This is a genomic window from Arthrobacter pascens, from assembly GCF_030815585.1.
Lineage (GTDB): Bacteria > Actinomycetota > Actinomycetes > Actinomycetales > Micrococcaceae > Arthrobacter > Arthrobacter pascens_A.
On sequence record NZ_JAUSWY010000001.1, the window covers coordinates 2,684,729 to 2,700,731 of the forward strand.

Here is a 16,003-nt window from a genome sequence, read left to right on the forward strand (position 1 = left end):
CTGTGTTGCACTACCCTCTTATGTCCTCCACATTACTCCACTTTCCCCCACAGTCAACGCAAGATTGCCCGTTTCTCCGCCATTTGGAGGAATCCAGCGCCGAATCCCCGCGGAATCTGCGGGTGGTGGAGAGTGGAGGGGTCCGGCTCTACTGCGCCCCCCGCCTCCCAGCGCCCGACGGCGGGAGCCTGCCATCCCTGCAGGGCTGCCACCGCCGGGGCCGGACGCCGCAGGATTCGGGGTGAATGGCAGGATTTCGGGGTTAAAAGCAGAAGACCCGCCGTGGCGGGTCTTCTGCTGCGGTCCTCCTGCTGAAGCTAATGGACCGGCTGGAGGAAAGTGGAGGGATTGCCGGATTGCTTACTGCACCGGCTCAGGATTCGCCGCGGCGCCGTTCGTCCCAACGCTCTTCCAGGCTGCTCATGAACGAACTCCGTGGTTTGCCCGACTTTCCTGCGCTGCCGGCGGAACGCTGCTTGCCGGCCCCAGTGTTGCGCATCGTGGCGAAATAGACGCCGCCTCCCATGACCACGAACCCCAGAACGCCAACAAAGATGTTCTGGATCGTGACGCCGACCAGTAGAAGGAAGATCCCTGCGAGGGCGCCGAGGACGCCGATCACGACATGGCGCGTGGACCACGAGCGGCTTGGGTCCGAACCCATGGAATTCGCGAACTTTGGATCGTCCTCGTGCAGCTGCTTCTCCAACTGCTCAAGCAACTTCTGTTCGTGCTCCGAGAGGGGCATCACGACCTCCTTAAGTAGGCCAACGTCCGGGCTTCGCGGCCAGTGCTTCTGCTCCGATAACGACCGGCATACCGTTGAGGTTCCCGTCCGCCAACGGTGGCGGGATGGGAAGCCACGGCATGTGGTCGCGGGAGCGGCAGCACGTCCAAGAGGTCCGGCAGTATCTGAAAACTATGTACCTATAAGGATAGTTTGTCGGGGGCCGTTCTGAAAGACGGCAACGACTTTCCTGCGGCAGTCCTGTGGCCATCTTGAGGCCATCTTGCGGCCGTCTCCAAGGCCTATCCTGACTCTTTTCCGGAATCCAGCAGCCGCGCCGGAAGGATGGATTTGTTTCCGAATTTCCGGCTGACCCGGTCCAGCGCCTGCTCGGCCGCCCGCCAGTTGTCGTCCCTTCGATCAAGGCTCAGCTGAAGGGATGTCTGGTCGGCATCTTCCAGTTGCTCAGCACGGATACCAACCAGTCGCACCGTCATGGTCCTGGCTCCGAGCGACTCGAGGAGCTGAACCGCCACCGCATAGATCAGCTGGGCACTGTCCACCGGTGTGTGCACCGTCCGGCTACGGGTGATGGTGGAGAAATCGGCGTAGCGCAGCTTCAACGCCACGGTCCTGGCCACCATCCCCGAGCTGCGCAACCGCTCCGCCGTCCGGTGTGAGAGGCGCAGCAGTTCGCGGTGAAGGATGGCGTCGTCGGCGGTATCCACGGCAAAGGTCTCCTCAGCCCCGATGCTCTTTTCCAGCCGGATGGGAGTCACCGGACGCGGGTCGATCCCCCATGACAGCCGGTAGACGTGCTCGCCGGTTGCACCCAACACCTTCTTCAGGGAAGCCAGCGGAGTGGCCGCTACGTCAGCGACGGTCCTGATGCCCATCCGGGCGAGGACGTCCGCGGTTTTGGCCCCGACTCCCCACAGCGCGCCCACGGGAAGGCTGTGAAGATAGAGTACGGTCTCTTCGGGTCCGATCAACAGCAGCCCGTCCGGCTTGCAGCGCGTGGATGCAATCTTGGCCACGAATTTGCTTGCAGCAATGCCTACGGAAGCTGTGATGCCCAGCTCGCTGGCCACGCGGCGTCGGATCAGTTCCCCGATTTCGCGGGGAGTACCCAACCGCCGGATCGCGCCGCCGACGTCAAGGAAGGCTTCGTCAACGCTGAGGGGCTCCACGAGCTCCGTGATGGATTCAAAGATCGCCATCAGCTGGGCGGAGACCTCGTAGTACAGCTTGTGCCTCGGTTCAATGATGACCGCCTTGGGGCACATGCGCGCCGCTACCACCATGGGCATGGCGGATTTCACTCCGAAGGCACGGGCCTCATACGACGCCGAGAGCACCACCGAACGGTCGGCCGGGTAGCCAACGATCACCGGCTTGCCACGGAGCTCCGGCCGGGTGCGCAGCTCTACGGATACAAAGAACGCGTCCATATCCACGTGCATGATGGAGCTGCGCCTGAGCTCCCGAAGACCCGCTTCGGTTTGCTGATTGTTCCGCTCAGGCCCCACGACTTCAATCCTATCCGCTGGTACTGACTAAACTGGAGGCTGAATCCGGCATCAACACCAGGAGGAATGTCCCTGTGACGGTCATAAATCTTAAGCCAGCAGGTCTGGCCGCCCTTGCGGCCGGCACCATGCTGGTACTCGCCGCGTGCAGTTCCGCGGCCCCTGGAGAGACCACGTCGTCCGCAGGTACGTCCTCGCAAGCAACCAGCCAGTCCACTGCCACCGTGTCTGCCAGTCCGTCCGCTTCGCCGGGGACCTCGGCTACGGTGGGGGCCCTCGTCGCCGGTTTCCCGCAAAAGCTCCTGCCGCTCATGCCCGGCGCCACCGTGGTTTCCAGCAGTTTCGATAAGTCGGCGACGCCGGCCACCGCGGCGCTGGTAGCAAGCATCAAGTCCCCGACGGCCGCCGTCGTCGATTTCTACTCCAAAGAGCTGGAGGCGCAGGGCTTCAAGGCCGTGCCGGGCGAGGCGGTGGGCACAGTGGCCTCCAAAGACTTCGTCAGAGGCGATAACGAGACTGTCAACATTGCCGTGGTGGAAGCCGCCGGGGTTTCCACATTCACCATCGGCGCCAATGTGGCAGCTGAGTCAGCCAAGTGACGGTCGCTGAGCAGCTGCGGCTTGAACAGGCTGCCTTTGTGGCAGCTGTGGCCGGCGAGCTGACTGACTTCCTCGGCACCCGGCAGTTGGTGATGGCGGGCATTTCACCTGATATTGACCCCATCATGGGCTCCATCTCCAACCTGGTGACAGGTGGCAAGAGACTCCGTGCCTTGATGTGCTACTGGGGTTGGCGAGGAGCCGGCGGGGACCCGGCAGCCCGCCAGATAGTGACCGCCGGATCGGCGCTTGAGTTGTTCCAGGCCGCAGCGCTGATCCACGACGACATCATTGACCGTTCAGACACAAGGCGGGGCGGCCCCAGCGTCCACCGCCGATTTAGCCAGCTGCACCTCGCGCAGGGGTGGGCACTGGACAGCGAACGGTTCGGTCATGCCGCCGGCATCCTCGCAGGCGATCTGTGCCTGTCCTTCAGCGAAGAAGCTTTCACCGACATCGGCGAACAGGCCGCGTCGGGGAGCCAGGCGCGCCTGATCTTCAACCTCATGCGTGCCGAAGTCATGGCAGGCCAGTACCTTGACATCCTGGAGGAAGTCGCTGGACCGGTCCGGGACCGGGCGGGGGCGGTCACCCGCGCGCATTCCATCATCAGGTTCAAGTCGGCCAAGTACTCCACGGAGCACCCGCTGGCGCTGGGCGGTGCGCTTGCCGGAGCGTCGGACGAGCTGCTCAGGGGGTATTCAGCCTTTGCCCTGCCGCTGGGTGAGGCATTTCAGCTCCGGGATGATGTCCTGGGCGTCTTTGGCGACCCCGTCACCACGGGAAAGCCTGCGGGGGACGATCTCCGCGAAGGCAAAAGAACTGTGCTGGTGGCTTTGGCCCTGGACCAGGCATCCGCGGACGAATCTGCGTTTATTGACGCAAAACTCGGCAGCCCTGATCTTGGCGCCGAAGACGTGGCCGAAATCCGCCGCATCATCGAAGAGTCCGGAGCCCTCCAGGCGACTGAAGTGCTTATCGGCGAGTTCGGCTCGGCAGCGTTTGACGCATTGGAAATGTTGCCGCTGGACGAACTGCCCAAGACTGCCCTGCGCAAGCTGGCTGAAGCAACAGTCAGCCGCGCTTCCTGAGTCCTCTTCTACACCACGGAGTTACCAGGCCAATGTTTGGGCCCTGCGCCGGATTTCCGTCTTCCGTCCTTCGCGCAGTGCATCAATGGGACGGCCCCGCAACGACTCGTCGGCTGTGAACAGCCAGACAATCAGGTCTTCATCGTCATAGCCTGCGTCGGCCAGGACCACAATGGTGCCTTTTAGGCTGTCGACTACTTGTCCATCTTGGATAAAAGCGGCCGGAACGGACCGTATCCGGCGTTCCCCCACACGGAGGGCCGCTATCGCGCGCTCATCAATAAGGCTGTGGACTTTCGTAATGGAAACGTCCAACAACTTCGCGACATCAGGCAAGGGCAGCCACTCGCCCACAAGGCTTTCTACATTACTCACGGATCAAGATTGCCATGGCGGACGGCCTGCAGCCTAGTCGGAGCAATTTGAAAAGCACTTTAGGAACCGCCGTGCCCGACGCCGGAAGTCAACACTCCGCAAAACTCCCCTTACATGGCATCCCGGAATTCTTGTGCTAAATGGAAATCCGTGAGAGATTCACTTAGATCACATTTGTAACATCAATAACTTAAGCAACACTAGTATCAATAATCACAACGGCATCACCCACGCACCCGCAGTTGAGAAGAGGATTCCTTCCATGACGATGTCCCGCTCGCCCAAGCAGCCCCCCAAACCGAGTCTGCCCCTGATTGCCGCCACCACGGCAGCACTGCCTGCGGTCGTTTTGTCGTCTTTGGCCCTCGCCCAGTCTGCAACAGCGGAGCCGCGTCCCCGGGCCATCCCGGCCACGCTCGCCGCTGCCGTGAAAGCCCAGGCCGCGGGGGCTACTGCATCAGTCATTCCTGCTGCGTTGGTCTCCACGACTTTTCCGGCGGCCTTCCGGCCCGCCCAGTCGTCGGCCCCCGCGGAACACACCGTTGCCCGCGGAGATACAGTCAGCGGAATCGCCGGTAAGTACGGCCTTGACACCTACGAGGTGCTCAAACTCAATAATCTCCAGCCGAACACCATCATTTACCCCGGCCAGAAGATCAAGCTGTCCGGCACCGGAACCGCCCCTGCGGCCACCCCGGCGGCCCCGGCTCCCGCCTCCGCCGCTCCGGGCAACGGGGCAGGCAGCTACACGGTGAAGCCTGGCGACACCCTGAGCGCCATCGCATCCCGGCATCGCGTGAGCCTTTCGGATGTGTTCAGCTGGAACGGCCTGAACATGCGCTCCATCATCCGCCCGGGCCAGAAAGTCAAGGTCAGCGCGGGCGAAGCCGCACCTGCCGCGCCGGCATCCGCCGTGCAGCCTGCTGCTGCACCGGCGGCGCCCGCTGCTCCCGCGCCGGCAACCGCCCCCGAAGGTTCGTACACCATTAAGGCAGGCGACACCCTGTCCGCCATCGCTTCCAGGCACGGCGTCAAACTTTCGGACATCCTGTCAGCGAACCAGCTCAGCATGACAACCATCATTTACCCCGGCAAGAAGCTGGTGATCCCCGGCTCTTCGGTGCAGCCCGCGTCAAGCCAGCCTGCTGCCAGCGTGACCCCGCTCGTGCCGAGCTCCTTCCTCGGGTTCAGCTACCCCGCGGCCGTGGTCAGCTCCGCCAACGAGAACAAGGCTCTGCTCAATGCCTCCCCCGTTCCGTCCCGCGAGCAGATGCAGGCCATCGTGGCCGACACTGCCCGCCGGATGGGCGTGGAACCATCCCTGGCCCTGGCGTTCGCCCACCAGGAATCAGGCTTCGACCAGCGCGCGGTTTCTCCCGCCAACGCCATCGGGGCCATGCAGGTGATCCCGGCTTCGGGCCAGTGGGCCTCGGACATGGTGGGGCGCAAGCTCAACCTGCTGGATCCCTATGACAACGCAACTGCCGGAGTGGCGATCATCAGCCGGCTGATTGCCACCAGCAAGGACCTGGACCACGCCATCGCCGGCTATTACCAGGGCCAGTACTCGGTGAGCAAGAACGGAATGTACGACGACACCAAGGCCTACGTGGATGCCATCAAGGCGCACCAGAAGAACTTCGGCTGACCTCCCTGCGAGCCGCCCTGGCCGGTTCACGGAACAGGCGGGGGAATAACGATACGGGTCCGGATCGCATGTTGATTCGGACCCGTTTCATTGCGGCATTAGGATCGTAGGGTGCAGGAAAACGTGTCAGACCGACTTGTTGGGACGCTGGTGGATAACCGCTACGCCGTCCAGTCCAAGCTGGCGCGCGGCGGCATGTCCACCGTGTACCTGGCCACAGACCAGCGGCTGGAACGGGACGTGGCGCTCAAAGTACTGCACCCGCACCTGGCCACAGACGACACTTTCCTCGGCCGGCTGGGACGCGAAGCGAAGTCTGCGGCAAGGCTCTCCCATGCCCACGTTGTGGGCGTACTCGATCAGGGCTACGACGGCCAGACCGCCTACCTGGTTATGGAATACATCAAGGGGCACACGCTCCGGGATGTCATCAATTCAAAGGGCGCCCTGCCTCCCAGGCTGGCCCTGGCGCTCATCGACCCCGTGGTGGAAGGGCTTGGAGCCGCACACGCTGCCGGGCTGATCCACCGCGACGTCAAACCCGAGAACGTCCTCATTGCCGACGACGGCCGCATCAAGATCGGTGACTTCGGCCTGGCCCGCGCCGTCACCACGTCCACCAGCACCGGTGCGCTGATCGGCACCGTGGCGTACCTGTCCCCAGAGCTTGTCCTGGGAAAGCAGGCTGACGCCCGCAGCGACATCTACTCGGTGGGGATCATGCTGTACGAGATGATCACGGGTCAGCAACCGTTCGACGGCGAAGTCCCCATCCAGGTCGCCTACCATCACGTGAACGGCACTGTGGGGCCACCCTCCGACCTCGTGCCGGGGCTGGCCGGCGAAGTGGACGAACTGGTCCAGTGGTGCACGGCCAATGATCCCGAGAATCGGCCTGTGGACGGCAACGCCCTGCTTCAGGAGCTGCGCCATATCCGCACCAACCTCACGGATTCCGAGCTGGACCTCCAGCCGCCGGCGGCCTTGGCTGCCGGCCCACAGCACCCCACCGAGGTCATTGCGCGCATCAGCAACCCCACAGCAGTGATGTCGCCCTTCTCCCATCCCGGGCCGCAGCACCGTCCCGAGGAGCACGCCACGTCGGTGTTCCCGGCAACACCGCACGCGCAGCAACAACCTCAGATGCAGCCTGCTGCCGAACATGCCCCGTTCTTCCCGCCTGCGGCGGTCCCCCTCAGCAAGCGGGCCCAGCGCAAGGCGGAACGGGAAGATGAGAAAGCCAGGTCCCGGGCTGCCGCAACCCCCGTCAGGAACCTAAGGGAGGGCAATCCCCGGCGCCGGGGTGCCCTGTGGGTGGTCATCATCGTCATCGCCGCTTTGCTGGCCACGGGGGCGGGCTGGTTCTTCGGCATGGGGCCAGGTTCGCCGGGAACCGTTCCACCGGTCGCCAACATGACAGTAGCCCAGGCCCAGCAGCTGTTAAGCGATGCGGGCTTTCAGTCCCGTACCAACGATGTCTTTGACGATGACGTCCCGTCAGGCCTCGTGGTCGGCTCCCAACCCGAGGCCGGAGCCGAGATCAGGAAGTTTCAGCCCGTGGCACTTTTTGTGTCCAAGGGGCCGCAGCTGTTTGGGCTCCCGAAGCTGACGGGAAAGTCGCTGGATCAAGCCAAGGACGAGCTCAACCACGCGGAAATGGCACTGGGCAACATCACTGAACAATTTGATGAGGCTGTTGCTGCCGGTGTTGTGCTGACGCAGGACCCTGTCTCTGGGACGCCTGCAAGGCACGGCACGCCTGTGAATCTCACGGTCTCCAAGGGTCCCCAGCCCCTTCCGGTACCGGCTGTCGTTGGCCAGGACCAGGACGATGCCGTGAAGGTGATTGAGGCCGCCGGGCTCAAAGCCGTCGTCGCGCCGGAAACGGTCTATGACAAGACCGTCCCCAAGGGTGCAGTGGCCAGCCAGTCGCCGTCATCCGGAACACTGACCAGGGGCGGCACCGTCACACTCACGGTGTCCAAGGGCCCCAAGATGGTAAAAGTGCCCAGCTACATCGGCAAACAGGCATCCGAGGCCCGGAGGGAATTGGAGAAGCTGGGCTTCGAGGTGCGCGTGAACAATATCCTCGGCGGATTCTTTGGAACGGTCCGCGACCAGGACCCCGTAAATAAAGACGTACCGGAAGGTTCGCTCATCACGCTGACGGTGGTGTAGCCGGCTGCTGCCGGCCACACCACCATCAGGTCCCGGCTGTCAGTGCTTGGCGAGGGCGCCGGCCACCAGGAAAGCCATTTCGAGCGACTGCATGTGGTTCAGCCGCGGGTCGCAGACCGACTCGTAGCGGTCCAGGAAGGCGTCCTGGTCCACCGGATCGGCACCACCAAGGCATTCCGCGACGTCGTCGCCGGTCATCTCGACATGCAGGCCGCCCGGAACGGTTCCCAAGCCGTGGTGCACTTCAAAGAACCCGCGCACTTCGTCAATGACGTCATCGAAATTGCGGGTCTTGTAGCCGTTCGGCGAGGTGACAGTATTGCCGTGCATCGGATCAGTGACCCAGAGGACCTGCGCACCGGAGGCGGTGACCTTCTCCACCACCGCGGGCAGTTTCTCCCGGATATTTCCGGCGCCCATGCGGGTGATGAAAGTCAGGCGGCCGGGCTCCCGCTCAGGATCCAGCTTGTCGATGAGCCGCAGGGCGTCGTCGCCCGTAGTGGACGGGCCAAGCTTGACGCCGATCGGGTTGCGGACCCTCGAGAGGAAATCGATGTGCGCGTGATCAAGCTCGCGGGTGCGCTCCCCGATCCACAGGAAATGCGCCGAGGTGTCGTAGGGAAACCCGGTCCGCGAGTCGATGCGGGTCAGCGCACGCTCATAGTCCAGCAGCAGGGCCTCGTGGCTCGCGAAGAATTCCACTCGCTTGAGTGCCTCGAAGTCGGCGCCACAGGAAGCCATGAACTGGATGGCGCGGTCGATGTCGCGGGCAAGGGACTCATAGCGGGCGTGCGCGGGGTTTTCGGTGAAGCCCTTGTTCCACTGATGCACCGAGCGCAGGTCCGCGAACCCACCCTGCGTGAACGCCCGGATGAGGTTCAGGGTGGAGGCGGAGGTGTGGTACGCCTTGAGCATCCGGGCGGCGTCGTGGCCCCGGGACTCCGGTGTGAAGTCGTAGCCGTTGACGATGTCGCCACGGTATGCCGGAAGGGTCACGCCGTCGCGGGTCTCATCGTTGGAAGAGCGGGGCTTCGCAAACTGGCCGGCCATCCGGCCCATCTTGATCACCGGCATCGCCGCACCGTAGGTGAGCACCACTGCCATCTGGAGGATGGTCTTGACGCGTGCACTGATTTTGTCCGCCGTCGCAGCCTCAAAGGTCTCCGCGCAGTCGCCGCCCTGCAGCAGGAATGCCTTGCCCTGGGCCGCGGCGGCCAGCCGTTCGCGGAGGATGTCCACCTCACCGGCGAAAACCAGCGGCGGGAGGATGGACAGTTCCTTGACCGAGGCGTCGAATACGTCCTTGTCCTGCCAGCTGGGCTGCTGGGAGACGGGAAGGTCCCTCCAGTCGTCAAGGCCTGGATAGTTGGCGGCTCCGCTCTGGGAGGTGCTGGACAGCGAGAAGGCGGGTTTTGCAGATAGCTCAGTCACCCTCTAAGACTAATGTGCCCCAAGGGCATTGGGACACCGGGGCGTCACGCGTACCGGGAGCGGCGTCACAGTTATCCGGCCGCCGAGCCGTCGCCTTCGTCTTTCGGCTCCGGCAGTGCTGTACGGCCGGCCTCGCCTGAACCTTGCATGGATTGCTCCGCGGCTGAGCCGCCGGCGTTCGCCGGTGGCTCAGCCTGCTTGCCGGCGAGCTGGAGCTTCACCACCGCTGCGTACTCGTCCACGTATTCCTGCCCGGAGAGGCGCATGAGTTCAAACATTATTTCGTCGGTCACTTTGCGCTGCACCAACCGGTCTTCCGCCTGCCCCCGGAACCTGCTGAAATCCATCGGCTCCCCGAAGATCATCCCGATCCGCCGGATGTTCGGCATCCGCTTACCGATTGGCTGCACCTTGTCCGTCCCGATCATCGCCACAGGAATCACGGGGACCCCGGCCTGAAGAGCAAGCCGTGCAACTCCCACCTTCCCCCGATAGAGGCGGGCATCCGGACTGCGTGTGCCTTCGGGGTAGATCCCCAGCAGGCCGCCCTTGACCAGGATGTCCATGCCGGCGTTAAGCGAAACTGCAGAAGCGGCGCCGCCGGACCTGTCCATGGGCAACTGGTTGGTGAGGCGAAAAAATAGGGCCGTGAGACGGCCCTTGATCCCGGTGCCCGTGAAATATTCGGATTTGGCCAGGAAGACAACCGGCCTTGGCACCAGGAGGGGCATGAAGATTGAATCCGAAAAGGACAGATGGTTGGAGGCGATGATCGCAGCACCCTCAGCAGGAACGTTGTCCAGGCCCTTGACCCAGGGGCGGAAAAGAAGCCGCAGAACCGGACCCAGGAAGACCTTTTTCATGACCCAATAGAACACGTGACAAACCTCTCCGGAGGGCGGCCGGCCGGCCCCGCATCGGGCCCTTTCCAGCACTCCAATGCAACCCTACTCTAGTGAGATTTGTCCCGATCAGTGACACGATGGTGTCATGACAGAAAGCAGCATTCCGCCCCGGCCTGCCGCTTTCAGCTACCCCGGCCACGGATCAAATGCCAGGACCGGAATCGCGATCTGCCATGGCTTTACAGGCAGTCCCCTCAGCGTCCTGCCGTGGGCTGAGCACCTTGCCGCCCAGGGCTTCGCGATCTCCGTGCCGCTCCTGCCCGGCCACGGGACGGACTGGCAGCATCTTGCGCGCTCGAACTGGCATGACTGGCAGGGTGCCTTCGAAGCGGCCTACCTTGATCTCGCCGCATGCACCGATGGCTGTTTTGTGGCCGGCCTGTCCATGGGCGGTGCCATCGCATTGCTGACAGCTTCCAGGCATCCCGTAGCCGGCGTGTCAATCGTGAATCCCGGCCTCAGCTTCTATGACCGGCGTGTGCGGGTCATCGGAGTCCTCAAGCACTTCCAACACACCACGCTGCCCATCCAGGAAGAACAGCCGACGGCGGCCACCACCGAGGACGGCGACTACTCGCGGACTCCGCTGGCGTCCGTGCACCAGCTCAAGAAACTCTTCGCCGCAACAGTCCGCAGCCTCCCCCGGGTGACAGCCCCGGTGCAGGTGTTCAAGTCCCAGTCTGATGCTGTTGTGCCGCCAACGTCACTGGCAATGCTGAGGCGGCGGCTGGGCCCACTGTTGGTGGATGTTGTGGACCTCCACAAAAGCGGCCATGTGGCTACGCTGGACGTTGAAGCCCCCGAGATCTTTGCCCGATCCAGCACGTTCTTCCACCAGCACGCAGCCCACAACGCCGCGTCCACCAACATCACGTCGGAGACCACATGACCACGCTTCCGGACCACAGCCCGTTCAGCAGCACATTCCACGGCGACGGACCGCGGATTGGGGTGGTCCTCTCGCACGGGTTCACCGGCAGCCCGCACGGACTCCGCGCGTGGGCCCAGTCAATGGCTGACGCCGGTTTTGCCGTGCGGATGCCTTTGCTTCCCGGCCATGGCACCAGCTGGCAGGAACTGGCGAGGACACGGTGGGCGCAATGGCACGGCGCCCTGGACGACGCCTACCTGGACCTGGACACGGAGTGTGACGTCGTTTTCGCCGCCGGGCTAAGCATGGGCGGTGCGCTGGCTCTCAGGATTGCAGCCACCAGGCCCGTTTCCGGTGTCGTGCTGGTGAATCCTGGGCTCGTCATCGACGACCCCCGCGCCCCCTTGGCTGGCGTCCTCAAGCTGGTGCTCAAGAGCACACCCGCGATCGCCAATGACATCCTGAAGCCCGGCATGGACGAGGGCGCCTATCCGCGCACTCCGGTGGCGGCCGCCCACGAACTGAATAAGATGTTCAAGGACACCATCCGGCTGCTGCCCCGGATCACGGCACCTGTACGGGTCTTCCGCTCAACAGTGGACCATGTGGTGTCGGACTCGAGCATCACAGCATTGCGCCGGGGCCTGATCAACGCGCCCCTGCAACTGACCAGCCTCCATAACAGCTACCACGTGGCGACCCTGGACAACGACGCCGACGAAATCTTCCGGGGCTCCTCCGAGTTCATCCGCTCAGTGGTGTCCGCCCAGGCCCCGTCAGCCGGGGGCCAGGCCAATTCCTTGCATCCAGCAGCCGCCGCGACCCTGGAGGGCACCGCCAATGACTAGGCCCGACTCCGGCTCCCCGGACCAAAGTGCAAACCAGGACGATGCCGTCTGGCTGGATCTGGTGGCCCGCCTGGAGGCAGACTCCGCTGCCGGCATCAACAGTGCGGATACACCCGGAGCTGCAGGCATAGCGGATCCGGCCAACCCAACCAACCCGGCCGGCACAGCTAATCCAGCAAACCCAACCAGTCCAGCCAACACAGCGGATCCGGCCGGTACACCAGACGGTAAGGCCGCAAGTTTCCGGGACTTCGATCCCCTCGGCCTGGCGGGAGCAGCACCCACCGAACCGTCCGCAGCCGAGCGGCTGGCCGCCTCGTCGCCGCCCCGCCCGGCAGAGGGCAGCCCAGCCTCCCAGGGGCCGCGGGACTATGACGTGGAGGACGAAGACGGTTTCATACCCGAAGAGCCGCCGAGCCTTGCGGGGACTGACCCGCTGACCATGCTTGCGTGGCTGGCCGCCGTGGGCGGACCTGTGGCACTGTTACTGTCCGCCATGTTCTGGCGTTCCGCGCCGCTGCTGGCCGTCCTGGGCATTGTGGCGGTATTTGTCCTTGCCGTGGTCTACCTGATCATGAAGCTTCCCCAGGAAAAGGATGAGAACGACGACGGCGCCCGCGTCTGAGCGGGCGCCCTCGCGTCATGCATGGGTCGGGTCATGAACCGCACCTGAGGTGCACCGCAACCGGTCAGCTTCGCATCCTGCTGCTGACGCGGGAAAGATCCGCGGCGCCGATCAGGCCCGCGCTGGGGCCCAAAGCGGCCAGCTCGATGCCTGCGGCCGGTCGGAAGCCGCGGCCGGTCAGGTTCCTGGCGAATGCCCTGCGGGCAGGTTCCACCAGCAGGTCCCCTGCTGAGCAGAGACCGCCGCCAATAACAAACAGGCCCGGGTCCAGCGCCGCCGCCAGATTCGCCAGCCCCAGACCCAGCCACTCACCAACCTCGACAAGCAGTTCGCGGGACGCCGCATCACCTGCCAGGGCAAGCTCGGTCACGATGGCTCCGCTGATAGCTTCCGTGCGTCCGTCAACAGCGGCGAGTAGTTCCTGCGCAACAGGTGAGTTCGCCTGTGCCAGGATCCGTGCTTCCCGTCCCAGCGCATTTCCCGAAGCGTACTGCTCCCAGCATCCCCGGTTGCCGCATTCGCAACGGTGCCCGCCAGGCATGATGATCTGGTGCCCGAATTCGCCGGCGACACCAAAACGGCCGCGCTCAACACGCCCGTCCATCACCATGGCGCCGCCGATCCCGGTGCCCAGGGTGATACAAACGAGCCGGTTCTGGCCGTGCCCCGCTCCGAAGCGCCATTCCGCCCAGGCGGCCGCATCGGCGTCGTTGGTCAGCAGCACGGGCCGACGGAGCAGCCGCTGCAGGTTCGCCCGCAACGGCTCATTGCGCCAGGCCAGGTGGGGGCTGAAAAGTACGGTGCCGCCGTCGAGGTCCATCCACCCGGCCGCACCGATGCCCACCGACCAGATCCGGTGGCCTGCCCCGAGCTCCTCCACAAGTTCGACAATCACGTGCTCCACGGCCCTTGGATCGCTGCCCGGGGTGGATCGCCGCGCTTCACTGAGGATCCTGCCGTCCGCATCCACCACGCCGGCGGCCACCTTTGTCCCGCCGATGTCTACGCCGATCGCCAGGCCCTTCCGGCCGAGCCGGAGATGCTCGCGGAACCGTTCCCCGGGCCGTTGCCGAGGCTGCAGGGCCGGGGGGCGCCGCCTCCAAGGTGCTGGACGTCTGAGCGGGCCGGCCTGTTCGCCGGGGGGCGGTGCATACATAATCCCTCATTCTAGGCGGGCCGCGGACGCACCCCCGAAGGCACTCCAGGGTCGGCGGAATTCGTCCTTTTGACTGCTAAGTTACTGACCAGTAGGTTTGTTACTGCACTGCCCGGTGCAGGCGTACTAGTCTTAGACATACCCTGTGAGGGTCTATGGATATCAAAGGAGCTATAGTGCGCGAATTCAGTGTTCCGCCGCTGGTTGTTGTCCCCCCTGAAACGAACATCACTGATCTGGTGCTGCGGCAGGCCGCGAAGCCCAGCAACCCGGCCCTGTTCTCCCGGCTGGATCCCGCAGGATCCTGGCAGGACGTATCCGCCACGGATTTCCTGGCCGACGTCCAGGCCCTCGCCAAGGGCCTCATGGCCAGCGGCGTGGAGGCCGGAGACCGGGTGGGAATCATGTCCCGCACACGCTACGAGTGGGCCCTGGTGGACTTCGCCATCTGGTTCGCCGGCGGCATTTCCGTCCCCATCTACGAAACTTCATCCCCGTCCCAGGTTGCCTGGAACCTCGGCGACTCCGGCGCCGTTGCCGCGTTCGGCGAGGCCGCCCATCACGAGGACATCATCCGGCAGGCCGCGACGTCCGAGGGATTGACCGCGCTCCAGCACGTGTGGCAGCTCGAAGGCCTGGGGCTGGATGCTGTCCGCGAGGCCGGCCGTGACGTCAGCGACGCCGATCTCGAAGCCCGCCGCAGTTCAGCCAACCTCAACGACATCGCCACGATCATCTACACCTCCGGCACCACAGGAAGGCCGAAAGGCTGCGAGCTGACCCACGGCAACTTTGTTGAACTCTCCGACAACGCCCTCGAGATCATCGGCGAGATCGTCCATGAGAACGCCAAAACCATTATGTTCTTGCCCTTGGCACACGTTTTTGCGCGCTTTATCTCCGTCCTGGCCATGGCCGCCGGAACCACCGTGGCCCACACGCCGGACATCAAGAACCTCCTCGCGGACCTGCAGAGCTACGAACCCACCTTCATCCTCGCCGTGCCCCGCGTGTTCGAAAAGGTCTACAACTCGGCCCTTACCAAAGCGGAGGACGGCGGCAAGGGAGCCATCTTCCACAAGGCGGCGGAGACCGCCATTGCGTTCTCCAAGGCGCGGCAGGAAGGACATGTGGGCTTGGGCCTGAAGCTGCGGCACGCCCTCTTCGACAAGCTGGTGTACAGCAAACTGCGGGCTGCCATGGGCGGCCACGTCGCCCACGCAGTATCAGGTGGCGGCCCGCTGGGAGAACGCCTGGGCCACTTCTTCCAGGGCATCGGCCTGCAGGTCCTTGAGGGCTACGGGCTCACCGAGACCACCGCGCCCGTCTCGGTGAACACGCCGGCCCTGATTAAGATCGGGTCCGTGGGCAAGCCCCTTCCCGGCAACTCCGTCAAGATCGCAGACGACGGCGAAATCCTGGTGAAGGGCGTCTGTGTGATGCAGGGCTACTACAAGCGCGATGACCTCATGGCTGAAACTTTTGCCGACGGCTGGTTCCGTACGGGTGACATCGGGCGCCTTGATGACAGCGGCTTCCTGTGGATCACCGGCCGCAAGAAGGAAATCATCGTTACTGCAAGCGGCAAGAATGTCGTTCCGGCCCTGCTGGAAGACCAGATCCGGGCCGACGCCCTGGTCTCACAGGTCCTGGTGGTCGGCGACAACAGGCCCTTCATCGGAGCCCTGGTGACCCTTGACCAGGAGGCACTCCCTGGCTGGCTGCAGCGCCACGGGCTGCCGGCCACAACCTCGCTGGAGGAGGCTGTGGACAATCCCGTTGTCAAAGCTGCCGTGCAGGATCTCATCACGCATGCGAACGGCTCCGTCTCGCAGGCCGAGGCGATCAAGTCCTTCCGGATCGTTCCATCCGACTTCACGGAAGCGTCAGGCCACCTGACGCCGTCCATGAAGGTCAAGCGGGCCCAGGTGATGAAGGACTTCGACACCGTCATCGAGGAAATGTACGGCGCCGTGCGAAGCTGACGTGCAACGAAGAATGGGTCCTCCCGGCAGCTGCC

Annotated in this window: 14 protein-coding genes; 8 read left to right on the plus strand and 6 right to left on the minus strand. The window is 64.1% G+C overall.

Annotated features, from left to right (window positions below):
* Positions 1–373: 373 nt before the first annotated feature.
* On the minus strand, positions 374–748 hold the full coding sequence (locus tag QFZ30_RS12455) for a DUF3040 domain-containing protein (protein ID WP_307076632.1): 375 nt from the start codon (positions 746–748) through the stop codon (positions 374–376).
* A 281-nt stretch (positions 749–1,029) separates the two neighbouring features.
* A complete protein-coding gene (gene dinB, locus QFZ30_RS12460) occupies positions 1,030–2,190 on the minus strand; it encodes a DNA polymerase IV (protein WP_373462840.1) in 1,161 nt (386 codons plus the stop codon).
* A gap of 140 nt (positions 2,191–2,330) precedes the next feature.
* Between dinB and QFZ30_RS12465 the strand changes: the two genes are divergently transcribed.
* Together QFZ30_RS12465 and QFZ30_RS12470 are read left to right on the plus strand one after the other, a co-directional pair.
* Entirely contained in the window at positions 2,331–2,855 is a 525-nt protein-coding gene (locus tag QFZ30_RS12465; RefSeq protein WP_307076635.1) for a hypothetical protein, read from the plus strand.
* Positions 2,852–3,946 carry a polyprenyl synthetase family protein gene (locus QFZ30_RS12470; protein ID WP_307076637.1) on the plus strand — a complete coding sequence of 365 codons (1,095 nt, stop codon included), beginning with the start codon at positions 2,852–2,854 and terminating at the stop codon, positions 3,944–3,946. Before QFZ30_RS12465 ends, QFZ30_RS12470 begins: the two co-directional genes overlap by 4 nt.
* A 21-nt stretch (positions 3,947–3,967) precedes the next feature.
* Here QFZ30_RS12470 and QFZ30_RS12475 read toward each other — a convergent pair whose 3' ends face one another.
* On the minus strand, positions 3,968–4,321 hold the full coding sequence (locus QFZ30_RS12475) for an Rv2175c family DNA-binding protein (RefSeq protein ID WP_307076639.1): 354 nt from the start codon (positions 4,319–4,321) through the stop codon (positions 3,968–3,970).
* Positions 4,322–4,583: 262 nt separating this feature from the next.
* Between QFZ30_RS12475 and QFZ30_RS12480 the strand changes: the two genes are divergently transcribed.
* A complete protein-coding gene (locus tag QFZ30_RS12480; protein ID WP_307076640.1) occupies positions 4,584–5,969 on the plus strand; it encodes a LysM peptidoglycan-binding domain-containing protein in 1,386 nt (461 codons plus the stop codon).
* Positions 5,970–6,080: 111 nt separating this feature from the next.
* On the plus strand, positions 6,081–8,147 hold the full coding sequence (gene pknB, locus QFZ30_RS12485; protein ID WP_307076643.1) for a Stk1 family PASTA domain-containing Ser/Thr kinase: 2,067 nt from the start codon (positions 6,081–6,083) through the stop codon (positions 8,145–8,147).
* Positions 8,148–8,186: 39 nt separating this feature from the next.
* Here the strand turns inward: pknB and QFZ30_RS12490 are convergent, their stop codons facing one another.
* A complete protein-coding gene (locus QFZ30_RS12490; protein ID WP_307076645.1) occupies positions 8,187–9,578 on the minus strand; it encodes a class II 3-deoxy-7-phosphoheptulonate synthase in 1,392 nt (463 codons plus the stop codon).
* A gap of 71 nt (positions 9,579–9,649) precedes the next feature.
* Positions 9,650–10,456: a lysophospholipid acyltransferase family protein gene (locus tag QFZ30_RS12495; protein WP_307076647.1), complete on the minus strand. Its 807-nt coding sequence runs from the start codon at positions 10,454–10,456 to the stop codon at positions 9,650–9,652.
* 112 nt (positions 10,457–10,568) lie between these two features.
* Here QFZ30_RS12495 and QFZ30_RS12500 point away from each other — a divergent pair, with 112 nt between their 5' ends.
* The 3 genes from QFZ30_RS12500 to QFZ30_RS12510 are packed head-to-tail and all read left to right on the plus strand — an operon-like array spanning position 10,569 to position 12,827.
* Positions 10,569–11,372 (plus strand): alpha/beta hydrolase, encoded by an 804-nt coding sequence (locus tag QFZ30_RS12500; RefSeq protein ID WP_307076649.1) that lies wholly within the window; start codon positions 10,569–10,571, stop codon positions 11,370–11,372.
* Entirely contained in the window at positions 11,369–12,202 is an 834-nt protein-coding gene (locus QFZ30_RS12505) for an alpha/beta hydrolase (RefSeq protein ID WP_307076651.1), read from the plus strand. Before QFZ30_RS12500 ends, QFZ30_RS12505 begins: the two co-directional genes overlap by 4 nt.
* Positions 12,195–12,827 (plus strand): hypothetical protein, encoded by a 633-nt coding sequence (locus tag QFZ30_RS12510; protein WP_307076653.1) that lies wholly within the window; start codon positions 12,195–12,197, stop codon positions 12,825–12,827. Before QFZ30_RS12505 ends, QFZ30_RS12510 begins: the two co-directional genes overlap by 8 nt.
* Positions 12,828–12,891: 64 nt before the next feature.
* Here QFZ30_RS12510 and QFZ30_RS12515 read toward each other — a convergent pair whose 3' ends face one another.
* Positions 12,892–13,983, minus strand: coding sequence for an ROK family glucokinase (locus QFZ30_RS12515; protein WP_307076655.1), 1,092 nt, complete (start codon positions 13,981–13,983; stop codon positions 12,892–12,894).
* Between the two features lie 176 nt (positions 13,984–14,159).
* Between QFZ30_RS12515 and QFZ30_RS12520 the strand changes: the two genes are divergently transcribed.
* Entirely contained in the window at positions 14,160–15,968 is a 1,809-nt protein-coding gene (locus tag QFZ30_RS12520; RefSeq protein WP_307076657.1) for an AMP-dependent synthetase/ligase, read from the plus strand.
* Positions 15,969–16,003: the final 35 nt, after the last annotated feature.